General features: G+C 59.6%; 10 protein-coding genes. 2 read left to right on the top strand and 8 right to left on the bottom strand.

Going from position 1 to position 11526, the window contains the following annotated elements; genetic code table 11:
- Positions 1 to 63 precede the first annotated feature (63 nt).
- The 8 genes from speA to KJF94_RS29770 all read right to left on the bottom strand — a co-directional run bounded on the left by speA (position 64) and on the right by KJF94_RS29770 (position 7453).
- Positions 64 to 1977, bottom strand: a complete 1914-nt coding sequence (gene speA / locus KJF94_RS29805) for an arginine decarboxylase (RefSeq protein WP_214380486.1) — start codon at positions 1975 to 1977, stop codon at positions 64 to 66.
- A gap of 218 nt (positions 1978 to 2195) precedes the next feature.
- A complete protein-coding gene (locus tag KJF94_RS29800) occupies positions 2196 to 2567 on the bottom strand; it encodes a translation initiation factor Sui1 (protein ID WP_008031278.1) in 372 nt (123 codons plus the stop codon).
- A 276-nt stretch (positions 2568 to 2843) separates the two neighbouring features.
- Positions 2844 to 3401, bottom strand: coding sequence for an NUDIX hydrolase (locus KJF94_RS29795; RefSeq protein WP_214380485.1), 558 nt, complete (start codon positions 3399 to 3401; stop codon positions 2844 to 2846).
- A 3-nt stretch (positions 3402 to 3404) separates the two neighbouring features.
- On the bottom strand, positions 3405 to 4472 hold the full coding sequence (locus KJF94_RS29790; RefSeq protein ID WP_214380484.1) for a DUF2333 family protein: 1068 nt from the start codon (positions 4470 to 4472) through the stop codon (positions 3405 to 3407).
- Between the two features lie 154 nt (positions 4473 to 4626).
- Positions 4627 to 5103: a hypothetical protein gene (locus tag KJF94_RS29785; RefSeq protein WP_214380483.1), complete on the bottom strand. Its 477-nt coding sequence runs from the start codon at positions 5101 to 5103 to the stop codon at positions 4627 to 4629.
- Positions 5100 to 5606: an Hcp family type VI secretion system effector gene (locus tag KJF94_RS29780; protein ID WP_214380482.1), complete on the bottom strand. Its 507-nt coding sequence runs from the start codon at positions 5604 to 5606 to the stop codon at positions 5100 to 5102. Before KJF94_RS29780 ends, KJF94_RS29785 begins: the two co-directional genes overlap by 4 nt.
- A 15-nt stretch (positions 5607 to 5621) precedes the next feature.
- Complete coding sequence (locus tag KJF94_RS29775; protein WP_214380481.1) at positions 5622 to 6305, bottom strand: hypothetical protein; 684 nt, start codon at positions 6303 to 6305, stop codon at positions 5622 to 5624.
- The gene (locus tag KJF94_RS29770; RefSeq protein WP_214380480.1) at positions 6302 to 7453 is read right to left on the bottom strand and encodes a DUF2515 family protein; all 1152 of its coding nucleotides are present in this window, start codon (positions 7451 to 7453) and stop codon (positions 6302 to 6304) included. The genes KJF94_RS29775 and KJF94_RS29770 overlap by 4 nt, the downstream gene beginning before the upstream one ends.
- 326 nt (positions 7454 to 7779) lie before the next feature.
- On the opposite strand from KJF94_RS29770, the gene gcbA reads away from it, so the two are divergent.
- Both gcbA and KJF94_RS29760 read left to right on the top strand, forming a co-directional pair.
- A complete protein-coding gene (gcbA, locus tag KJF94_RS29765) occupies positions 7780 to 9450 on the top strand; it encodes a diguanylate cyclase GcbA (protein ID WP_214380479.1) in 1671 nt (556 codons plus the stop codon).
- Between the two features lie 52 nt (positions 9451 to 9502).
- Positions 9503 to 11449, top strand: coding sequence for a methyl-accepting chemotaxis protein (locus KJF94_RS29760; protein ID WP_214380478.1), 1947 nt, complete (start codon positions 9503 to 9505; stop codon positions 11447 to 11449).
- Positions 11450 to 11526: the final 77 nt, after the last annotated feature.

The raw sequence follows: 11526 nt of genomic DNA, 5'->3' as shown, positions 1-11526 counted from the left end.
CATCTGAAATTTCCGCAGCGCGCGGAACATTTTCAGACAACCTGATGAGCGCGGTGACTTACCTCAAGAAGACAGGTAAGACGAACGGGTCAGGCCCAGGCGCAGGGCGTCGAGGAACTGGGTGCGTTCGGCGGCGGTGATGCGCGCACTGGCGCACTTGTCGCGGTAGTGAGTCATCAGCTCTTCCGGCGACAAATGCACGTAACGCAGCATGTCTTCGATGGTGTCGTGGGTTTCGATACCCGCGTGGTACACACTGCCGTCGGCATTCTGGTAGATGTTCACCGAGTCGGTGTCACCGAACAGGTTGTGCATGTCGCCAAGAATTTCCTGATAGGCACCGACCAGGAAGATGCCCAGCAAGTAGTCTTCACCTTCGTTCAGTGCGTGCACCGGCAGGCTGGTTTCGATGCTCTGCTCGTCGACGTATTGCTTGATCTTGCCGTCGGAGTCGCAGGTCAGATCCTGCAATACGGCGCGACGCAGCGGTTCTTCGTCGAGACGGTGCAGCGGCAGGATCGGCAGGACCTGGCCGATGGCCCAGGTGTCCGGCAGGCTCTGAAACACCGAGAAGTTGCAGATGTACTTGTCGGCCAGCTTGTCGTTGAGTTCGTCGAGCACCTGACGGTGGGAACGCTGACGCGCCTTCAACGAGTTGTGCAGGCGACGGCAGACCGCGAAGTAGCATTGCTCGGCCAGGGCTTTTTCAGCCAGGGTCAGCTTGCCATCGGCGTACTGGGTGGCCACGTCGCTCATGTAGTGCGTGGCGCGCCAGTAGGTTTCGGTGACCATTTCGATGTCGGTCGGGCCGAGCAGGTCAACCAGCCACTGCACGGTTTCCGGCAGCGCTTCCTTGTTTTCGATCTGCGGCACGTCGTCGTTGTGTTTCTCGACGTCGGTGACCTGCACCACCAGCATGGCGTGGTGAGCGGTCAGGGAACGGCCGCTTTCGGAGAAGATGTTCGGGTGCGGCAGGCTCTGCGCGTCGCAGAATTCCTTGAGCATCCCGACCACGACACCGGCGTAATCGTCCATGTCGTAGTTGATCGAGCTGGCGTTACGCGAGTGCGTGCCGTCGTAGTCGACGCCCAGACCGCCACCGACGTCGATGTGATCCACCGGCAGGCCGAGGTTACGCAATTCGCCGTAGTAACGAATCGCTTCCTTGAAGCCGTGCTGGTAGTCCGCCAGGTTGGCGATCTGCGAACCCATGTGGAAGTGCAGCAGGCGAATGCCCTGGTCCAGACCCGCCGCGCGGAAACGCTCGACCACCGACAGCAGTTGCGCCGCCGACAGGCCGAACTTGGATTTCTCGCCACCGGTGTCCGCCCATTTGCTCGAGGCCAGGGACGACAGACGTACGCGCAGGCCGACCTGCGGCTTGACCTTCAGCGAGGCGGCTTCTTCGATCACCAGCTCTACTTCGGATTCTTTCTCGATCACGATGAACACGTTGTGGCCCAGCTTCTGGCCCATCAGCGCCAGTCGGATGAACTCACGGTCCTTGTAACCGTTGCAGACGATGGTGCCGCCCTTCGGCGCCAGTGCCAGCACCGCCAGCAGCTCAGGCTTGGAACCGGCTTCCAGACCAATCGACACGTTCTGGGTGGCGATGATGTTTTCGATCACCGCTTCTTGCTGGTTGACCTTGATCGGGTACAGCGCGGTGTATTTGCTCTGGTATTCCAGGCGTTCGATGTTGGCGTCGAACGCGCCGGTCAGCTGACGCACGCGGTCTTGCAGAATGTCCGGGAAACGCACCAGCAATGGCAAGGACAGGCCGCTTTTGCGCAGCTGGTCGACTTGTTCGAACAGGTCGATAGGCGAACTGGCCGGACCGTTCGGACGAACTTCGACGCGACCGGCGTCATTGATCGCGAAATACCCGGCCCCCCAATGGCGAATCCCGTAAACACTGCGGCTGTCCGCAACTGTCCATTGGCTGCCATCGTCTTTGCGTGTGCGTCGTACGGACATTGAAGTCCCCTATAAAGAAGTCATAGAGCGTCGCCTGGGTTCAGGCCGGCGCAGTCTAAAGGATGAAAATGACGGTTCGTCAACGAGGGGATAGACCTCGCTGACCGCAGTGAGTTTAGAAACCGGTCAGAACAGGCTCTGTGAAAACCATGTAGGCGACGGCGGACCCGGGTTGAATCAGGCCCGGATCAAGCCGGGGGTGGTTTTCACAGAGGCTGCTAGCCGCCGGACTTCTTTGCCTTGAAACCGAGTTTGATCAGCTCGCCCAACAGCAGCTCGACATGATCGCCCTGGATTTCAATGATTCCGTCTTTCAACGCTCCACCGGTGCCACAACGTTTCTTCAACGTGGTGGCCAGGTCCTTGAGCGCGTCTTCGGCCAACGGCACCCCGGTGATGGTGGTCACCGTCTTGCCGCCACGGCCCTTGCTTTCGCGACGCACGCGAGCGATGCCGTCGCCGGCCGGGATAACGGTCTGTTTGCAGATGCAGGCGTCGACCGGTTTACTGCAATCCGGGCAATGACGACCTGCGTCGGTGGAAAATACCAGGCCACCAAGGGCGGCGAAGGATGCGGCTTTTTTGGCCACCGGCAATCCTCTTGGGAGGACAAAGACTGGTCGCGGCACTTGGGCAAGTGCCATCGACCGCGAAGCCCCACTCAGGCAGGGGCAGCGCTACTGAAACGGTAAAACATTCATTTCACTGTAGGAGCGAAGCTTGCTCGCGATGGACGTCAACGATAACGCGCGGCGTCAGGCAGCACGCGTCGTCCATGCGTTCTTCGCGAGCAAGCTTCGCTCCTACAAAAGGTCGCGCAGTGTAACGGCAAAACCGCCGATTGCTAAGAGCCAATCGGCGCCAATTTATGCCTCTTTTGCGACGTCATTCGCCCGAGAACCAAGATACCGCTTCAAGGCGGCCAAAGAGTCCGGGCAATAAGGCTTCTGCTGGATTTCCAGCATGACCTGATCGACAGGGATAAAGCGCGCTTCGAGCACTTCCTCCGGTTGCAGGATCAATGGGCCGTCCCACACCGCCGAAAACGCCGAACACCAGAGCCGATTGCCAGTGTCTTCGAAGAAAAAATGGTCATGGGCGGTCAGTTCCACACCACTCACACCGAGCTCTTCCTCCAGCTCACGGGCGGCCGATTCGGCGTAGGTTTCGGTGGCCAGCACCATGCCCCCTGCCGCCACGTCCCAATAACCGGGATAAATCGCCTTGCTCAAGGTGCGCCGATGCACGCAGAGCTCACCGGCGGAATTGAACAGCATGATGTACGTGCCGCGGCCGATCAGCCCGCGCTCGCGCAGGTCGGAGCGGACCAGAGCGCCGAGCAGGTTGTCCTGCTCGTCGACCCAGGCAATCTGTTCGGCATCCGAGGCCGCGCGATGGGCGGCCTCTTTGGCGCTATCGACCATGACTCAGCCTTGATTGAGCAGTTGACGGAGATCGATCACCGCCGCGTTGGCGCGGGAGATGTAGTTGGCCATGACCAGCGAGTGGTTGGCCAGCACGCCGAAGCCGCTGCCGTTGAGGATCATCGGGCTCCAGACCGGCTCTTGCGAGGCTTCCAGCTCACGAATGATCTGGCGCACGCTGACCGTCGCGTTCTTCTTCGCCAGCACATCGGCGAAGTCGACCTCGATGGCGCGCAGCAGGTGGGACAGCGCCCAAGCCTGACCGCGAGCCTCGTAGAACACGTTGTCGATCTGCATCCACGGGGTTTCGACGATTTCTTCGTCAACCTGTGGCACCTGACCCGGCGCGACCACTTCGGTTTTCAGCGCAGTGTTCAGTTTGACCCGGCCAACGCTGGCCGACAGGCGTTGCGACAGCGATCCCAAACGGGTGCCCACATCGCCCAGCCAGTTGTTCAGGTTGTCGGCGCGGGCATAAAACAGTGCATTTTTCTGCGAAGGGTCGGACAGGCGCGCCTGATAGCGGCTCAGGGAATTGAGGCCTTCCTGATACTCGGACTCACTGGACGGCAGCACCCAGCTTTTGTTGTCGAAGTTGAAACGCGGTTCGGCCTTGGCCAGATCGGAGTCTTCGGCCGATTGCGACTGCGAGCGGGCAAAGTCTTTGCGCAGCGCACGCGTCAAGTCGCGGACCTGGACCAGCACACCGTATTCCCAACTCGGCGTGTTATCCATCCACAGGCCCGGCGGGAAACGATCGTTGGAAATATAGCCGCCCGGCTTGGTCAGCAAGGTGTTGGCAACGGTCTTGAGGGTTTCCACCGTGGTGTAGCCGATGACCATCTGCTTGCCTTCTTTCTCGGCCGCCACCTGGGCATTCTGTTGAACCGGGAACAGCGCCGGCTCCTGGCTCCAGTACCAGCCAAACGCAATGGCCACAATCAGGTAGAGGCCGATCAACGTGGCCAGCGCCCGGCTGAACAACAGGCCGCCGATGTAACTGCGGGTGGCCGATTTCGGTTCAGCGGCACGTTCAGGCGCGCTGTCCGCGCGGTTCTTCCAGTCCAGCATGGCGATATCCTTTCAATCACTTGAGTTCATCGGTTCGACCACAACCATACAACAACGTGCCTTTGCCCGGCACCCGTCGTGGGGTTATCCGGACAAATTACCGTCGGGATGGTGACAACCGAATGGTCCATGAACCCAAGCCGCCCTGCCCGCGTTAAACGCCAATGACCTTCATTGAGATGTGCTGAACCTCAGCCGACATAAAAAGATGCGCGATTCCCTCTCCGTCGGTTCTGCGCGAAGCGGGGTCACCCTCCACCGTCGCGATATAGTGACACTGCGCCAGTGGCTCACCCGTTACGCTATCTACGAGGCGAAAGACTTTTGGCGATCTTGTGGGCTGGACGGGCGGATTGTGCATCAGCTCCATTACCCTTGGATCAAAGGTGCGATCCGGCATTGTCCAGTCAGCGTAGTCGGCTTCAGGCCTGACCAACCGCCATTCTCCCCGCTCGATCTGGTCAAGCACCTCGCTGTCGATATCGATCAGCAGCCCCATACGCAACTCGTTCAATCCATCGATAGGCTGCCGATCCAACAGCGCCTGGCGCACAAGCTCCAGCGCTTGCTCACTGGAACAGGCATGTTGGCGTTCCCATTCTGACAGGTGAATGACATTGACCAACCTCATCCCTGCACCTCGGTGCTCCACTCATCGGAACCCATGGTTCGGCTGATTTCATGCCGCCAACAAATTCGCCTGTAAGTGAAATGTACCTTCTCCAGTTGAGTGAGGTAAGCGGTGCCGGGATCCTGGCAGTGGGGCATCAGCACTTCTGCACCGATGATGACCGCGTCTTCCAGCTCCATCGTGTAGAAATGCTCCTGGGTTCCCTGAGCCGAGGTGCGATACCACTCGATACGGCACTCTTTGAGTAACTCTCCCGAACATAAAGCGTTGTTGATCAGTGGTGTCGCTTTGTCGATGGTCTTGGTGATTATCAAGGGCTTGTGCATCCGACGACCTGCACCCGACCCTTTCGGTACGAAAATGCCGTGGCTCAGGGCTTGGATCATGATTTGGTCCTCACGTCCCTTTTGAAAAGTGTTACCCACCGACGCCTCGGTGAATGCACCTTCGCTGATCAGGCCTTGGCGTTCGCCGCGCAGGGTCATGAAGGCGGGGGTTGGCATGGTGGGGCTCCTTTTTTATTTGGGTTGCGGGGCGGGGAAGTGACTGGGCTCGTCGTACATTTCTTCAATTTCTTCGAAGGGCGTCCAGGGTTTGGCGAGTGCGAGGGTGATGAGGTAGCGCTCTTCTGTAGGATTTCGGTAATCCTCGAAACGTCCCAATATCAGCATGGCCTGATACTTATCGCCTGCTTGCCAATAGGATCGTCCGGAAAGAATTCCTTGGCGTAGCCATTCTCGCCATTCAGGGGTATCGGCAATCGTAGGATCATCTCGTACACCCTTGGCCACCCATCCTTTGGCGCGCCATTGGTCTTGCAGATCGAGAACTACCTTGAGGGCATCATCGATCAGTAGTGGCTCTATCTGCGGGGACATGCGGATGCTGTAAATGACGTTGTCGTCAAATCCGACACTGAAGAAGCGCGCGGCGGGAGTGGTGAACCCAAATTGCGGGTCGACGAATCGCAATCTCGCATCGGTCATGGGGATACCGGACCAGATATGTCCGCGTATCTGCGGACTAAAGGGGGCGGAAGAATTTCTGTGCAGATATTCATACGTCCCGCCCATTTCAAGGACGATTTCAGGTTCATCCCAGAGAGGCTGTGTCAGCTGGTGAATGGCGACCCACGTCAGCACAGCCAGGACGAGAAGATAGGCGCCGCAGCGCCAGCCGAATAAACGTGGTCGCAGAGTCATAGGCTGCTACCGCTCGATGCGATCTCACTGATCGACTGTTCTAATGCATTACGGTTGTGGTCACCGAGCATCTGATCAAACCGCGCTGCGGCCTGAAGCACGAATGCCATTCGCTGCTTGATGTCGGACAAGTCCGCCAGCGGGTTGTCGCCAAAATCGATGGTGCGCCCATCCTCGACGCGTTGACATTGGTTGGTAAGCGTCAACTCAATCGCCTGGGCAACGCCTGAAGGAAACCCCGTGACGTAGGATGCGTGGTTGGCACGCAGCAAAGCCACCAACTGACGGTCCTGGTAAATCGTCGGCTGGAGGATATTGATCTGCTCATGCCGCGCCAAATGCTCAACACTTCCTGCGATGTCTCCGTCCTCTATCGCCTCAAAACCCAGCAAAATCTCGGTGTAATCCAGCCCGAATTCGAGCTTTTCCTTCCCCACCGGCCACAGCACCGGAAACTTCGGACGCCCATGAATCCGCGCCCGCGCTCTCAAGCAAGTCTTCAACTCCCTCAAACCCCGCTTCGCATAAAACTCATGCAACGGAAAAACATCCAGAAACAGCGTGGTATTCCCCAACGCCATCATGTCGTGCACATGCCGGAACTGCTGCTGCACCAGCGACAAGTCCTCACCCGTTGAACGAAAATCCACAGAGGGCACAGGATTACGCGCATCCGCTTCCTTATAGTCACGCAACTCTTGCGCCTGTTCGGACATCCTGTCCGACGTCAGCAGCCCGAACTCGCGGCGGCTATCGCGCAAACGCTGCCGCGCCTCATATTCATCACGGATATGTTCGATACTGTCCGCCGCATGCAGCAATCCGCAGCCGACCTGCTTGGAGGCAAACGCCGCCAGCCCGGCCCACTGAAACCTTGAATCGTGCAGCCACAGGCGAGCGTAGGCAGCGTTGATCACGCGGTTGCGCTCTACCGGGTCGGCAATCAGCACACCACCGGGTGCGACAATCTCTTCCGCCTCGCGCTGGTAGTGTCGCCACAGGCAGGCGCAAGTAAGAATTGGCACGTCGGTAATGAGTGTTTTGCTGCCATAAAGCAGCTCCTCTTTGCATTCACAGTCAGCAACGGGTGTGCTGTTGTGGTTGAGGCGCTGCTGATCGCTGGGTTGGTCTTTGAAACACTGGGTCATGATTCGTGGATGGCATCTAAGGGTTTCCCTGACACCCTACACGCCGAAAATCCGGCTCGAATCCAGCAAGCTGAAAACCAGAACTCCCTGACAAATAACACTCGCCGAGCTTACGGACGCTTCGCACAAAAACACGAAAAGCGCCCTCAGACGCCCAACCCACGGGCCTTTCTGAATAACCTACAGGCATTTTCAGACCAGCCAGTCAGAAACTGAATGACGTCGCTTTGCAGATTATTGACGTACGACACTCATGCAAACGAAAAGAGGTGCTAGCATAGAGCCACCAGTCGATCTCAGCATGCACCCTAACTAGTAGTCAGGATATGACCGAGCCAGAAGACCCCAGCCGTGAGCGCCTCAAGCACCACTTTGCCCAGCGGGTAATTCATCAGGCACGTCAAATTCTTGAGATCTGGCAGCGCCTGCAACGCAGTGAGTGGTCCACCACCGATTTATCGGAACTGAGCGAGGCCAACCTGCGCCTGCTGCGTTTCGCCGAGCGTTTCGAACAACCGGAACACATCCAGCTGGCGCGTCACATCGGCCAGTCGCTGGAAGCTGTCGACGCCAATCGCGGACGCCTGAGCAGCGGCCTGATCACCGACCTCAATCGCCTGATGCAGCGCTTATCGCGCACCGGCCTGCGGCATGGCGATCAACTCGAACAAACCTTCCTGCCGCCGCTGCGCAAGCCGATCTATGTGATGCTGCAGGATCACGACCGTGCCGAGCGCCTGGCCAAGCAGCTGGAATTCTTTGGGCTCAGCGCCCAATCCCTCGACAGCGTGACGGCATTTCGCTCATCGATGGTCGAACGCTTGCCCGCGGCGATCGTCATGGACGTCGACTTCAGCGGTCCCGGCATCGGCCTGAAACTGGCCGCCGAAGCCCAGGTCGGCCTGGATGAACCGTTGCCGCTGCTGTTTTTCAGCCTGCTCGAAACCGACACCCCGACCCGCCTCGCGGCGGTGCGTGCCGGCGGTCAGGAATTTCTTACCGGCACCCTCGAAGCTTCGAGCCTGCTGGAGAAGATCGAAGTCCTGACCTGCGTCGCGCAGTATGAACCCTATAAAGTGCTGATCATTGACGACTCCCGCGCCCAGGCCTTGCACACCGAGCGCCTGCTCAACAGCGCCGGGATCGTCACGCGGACCCTGATCGAGCCGATCCAGGCCATGGCCGAACTGGCGGACTTCCAGCCCGACCTGATCATCCTCGACATGTACATGCCGACCTGCACCGGCACTGAACTGGCCAAGGTGATTCGCCACAACGACCGCTACGTCAGCGTGCCGATCATTTACCTGTCCGCCGAGGATGATCTGGACAAGCAGCTCGACGCCATGAGCGAGGGCGGCGACGACTTCCTGACCAAACCGATCAAGCCGCGCCACCTGATCACCACTGTGCGCAACCGCGCGGCGCGTGCACGCAATCTCAAAGCGCGGATGGTCCGCGACAGCCTCACCGGGCTGTACAACCACACGCACATTCTGCAATTGCTCGAAGACTGCTCGTTTCGCGCCCGCCGCGAGAGCAAGCCATTGAGCTTTGCGATGCTCGACATCGACCATTTCAAACGGGTCAACGACGGTCACGGCCACCCCATGGGCGATCGCGTGATCAAGAGCCTGGCGCTGTTTCTCAAGCAACGCCTGCGCAAGACTGACTTCATCGGCCGTTACGGCGGCGAAGAGTTCGCCATCGTCATGCCCGACACTGATATCGAAGCGGCCTACAACGTCCTCGATGAAATCCGTCAGCGCTTTGCGGAAATTCATTACCCCGCTCAACCGCAGGATCTCTGGTGCACCTTCAGCGCCGGGGTGGTCGAGCTGTGCGCAGACTCCGACGGCCTGATGATGGCCAGCCAGGCGGACGAGGCGCTGTACCGTGCCAAGCATGCCGGACGCAACCGCGTGCAGGCGGCGCGGGCATCACAGCAAAGTGCCACCTTTTCATCGGAATCCACCCAGTCAGTCATAACCCTGTAACAGAAACGCAATAACTTCAGGCACTTACCATTCTGCCGTTGGTAGTCCCGCGATGCGCCTGAAGCTGCTGACCAATCTCAACACCCTCCTTTTAGTCGCTGTGTGCGTGGCCCTCGGCGCCACGCTCTGGTGGTCGCAAAAAGCCCTGGAACGCCCGTATCTGTTGATGGAGCGCTACCTGGGGTTGTCCCAGCAATTTCAAAATGAAGTGGCGCGCAACGTTGAGGATTACCTCGCCAGCGGTGATGCCTTGCGCCTGAGCAGCGCCAGCCAGGCCATCGACGCATTGCAAAAAGAGCTCGGGGAGTTGCCGCCAGCGTTGGCCGACACCTTGCGCCCCAGCCTGACGAATCTTGATGAGTTCAGCAAAACCGACCTGCTGGCCGCCGGCAAACTCGCGGGCGACCCGCAAGCACTGTTGTTGCAAGCTGAACGCGAGCTCGGTGCCAGCCTCGATCAGCTCAGCCAGTACGCCAGCGGCAATGCGACGTATCTGGCGCCTCTACTCACCGCCTCCCAACACCTGGGCAAACTGTCGCTGGCCCGGGACAAACTGGTCAGCAGCGGTCGCAGCGAACTGGCGGCGGATGTTGAGCGCGAAGTCACCAACATCCGCGCTCAAGCAGAACTTCTGAATGCCCTGCCGCTACTCGGCGTTGCCAGTAAAAGTGAATCGGGCACCGACGATTTCGCCGCGATGATGGGCCTGGAGAACACCGAAAAAGCCGTGGCCGAAGATGCTGGCGTCGGGCTCAAACGCGAACTCAACAGCCTGCTGACCCGCTATCCCGCGGAGCTTGCACGCACCCGTGAGCAGATCCAGAAACGTGCCGACCTCAGCGCCGCGACTCACTTGAAGATCGCTGCGGTGCAACAGGCCATCGCCGGGCTGGAACCGGTGGTCCGCGCCCAGCACGGGCAGATCCAGAGCGAAGTACGGCTGATGCAAGGCGTGATGATCGGCCTGATCCTGCTGATCGCGTTACTCATCGACACCCTGCAACGACGCCTCGCCCGGACGCTGACCAACCTCGCGCCGGCGCTTTCGACCTGGGCCGAGGGCGACTTCAGCCGGGACATTGAATTGGGTAAGACCAATCGCGAGCTGCATGACATTCAAGCCTCGCTCAACCGCTTGCGCGCCTACCTCGTCGACCTGGTGGGGACCATTCGCCTTAACGCCGAACAGGTCGCCGGCAGCAGTCGCACCCTGGCCGAATTGAGCAACGACCTGCACAGCGGCGCCGAGCATCAGGCGGGTGACACGGCGCTCATCCGTGATTCTCTCGGCGAACTGGAAGCGACCATTCAACAAGTGGCCGGTGATGCCAGCCAGGCCGCCGAAGCCAGCCGCCACGCCGGGCTCGCGGTGGAACATGGGCAAAAAGTCATCGGCTTGAGCCTCACCGGGCTGCACGCACTGGTCGATGAAGTGCAAGGCAATGCACAGATGATCGAACACCTGGCCTCGGAATCGGCCACCATCGGCGGCGTGCTGACGGTGATTCGCTCGATTGCCGACCAGACCAACCTGCTAGCGCTGAACGCCGCCATTGAAGCGGCCCGCGCCGGGGAAATGGGTCGCGGTTTTGCCGTCGTAGCTGAAGAGGTTCGCTCACTGGCGCAACGCACCGCGGGCGCCACGGCCGAAATTCAGACCTTGATCGCCGGGTTGCAAACGGCGGCGCAGCAATCGGTGGAAGGTATGCGCGCGCAGGTCGAGCATGCTGAAGCAACAGCCAATCAGGCCCAGGCCGCTGACGGCGCGCTGGATAAAATCGTCGGGGCGATCCAGACCATTTCCGACACCGCCGTGCGCATCGCCGATGTCACGGCTCAGCAGAGCGGCGCTGTCAGCGAGATCCGTGATCACAGCGAGAGGATTCACCAGTTGGGTGGGGATAACCTGCTGCGCATCGGCGAGGGGCGTGAGCAAGGGGAGCATTTGTTGGTACTGGGTGGGCGGTTACACACAGCCGTTCAAGCCTTCCGCGTCTGACAGACCCCCACGCCCCTGTAGGAGCGAGGCTTGCCCGCGAACCATACGACGCGGTCTTTCAGGCAAACCGCGTAATC

This window comes from Pseudomonas hormoni (genome assembly GCF_018502625.1).
GTDB lineage: Bacteria > Pseudomonadota > Gammaproteobacteria > Pseudomonadales > Pseudomonadaceae > Aquipseudomonas > Aquipseudomonas hormoni.
The sequence above is the reverse complement of the archived record's forward strand: the minus strand, read 5'-3'. Positions and strand labels throughout refer to the sequence as shown.

What these genes read in the sequence shown, in the direction of transcription:
- KJF94_RS29760 (WP_214380478.1), top strand. Translation starts at nt 9,503, where the DNA reads ATGCGCCTGAAGCTGCTGACCAATCTCAACACCCTCCTTTTAGTCGCT.
- speA (WP_214380486.1), bottom strand. Translation starts at nt 1,977, where the DNA reads ATGTCCGTACGACGCACACGCAAAGACGATGGCAGCCAATGGACAGTT.
- KJF94_RS29770 (WP_214380480.1), bottom strand. Translation starts at nt 7,453, where the DNA reads ATGACCCAGTGTTTCAAAGACCAACCCAGCGATCAGCAGCGCCTCAAC.
- KJF94_RS29775 (WP_214380481.1), bottom strand. Translation starts at nt 6,305, where the DNA reads ATGACTCTGCGACCACGTTTATTCGGCTGGCGCTGCGGCGCCTATCTT.
- KJF94_RS29790 (WP_214380484.1), bottom strand. Translation starts at nt 4,472, where the DNA reads ATGCTGGACTGGAAGAACCGCGCGGACAGCGCGCCTGAACGTGCCGCT.
- KJF94_RS29795 (WP_214380485.1), bottom strand. Translation starts at nt 3,401, where the DNA reads ATGGTCGATAGCGCCAAAGAGGCCGCCCATCGCGCGGCCTCGGATGCC.
- KJF94_RS29780 (WP_214380482.1), bottom strand. Translation starts at nt 5,606, where the DNA reads ATGCCAACCCCCGCCTTCATGACCCTGCGCGGCGAACGCCAAGGCCTG.
- KJF94_RS29785 (WP_214380483.1), bottom strand. Translation starts at nt 5,103, where the DNA reads ATGAGGTTGGTCAATGTCATTCACCTGTCAGAATGGGAACGCCAACAT.
- gcbA (WP_214380479.1), top strand. Translation starts at nt 7,780, where the DNA reads ATGACCGAGCCAGAAGACCCCAGCCGTGAGCGCCTCAAGCACCACTTT.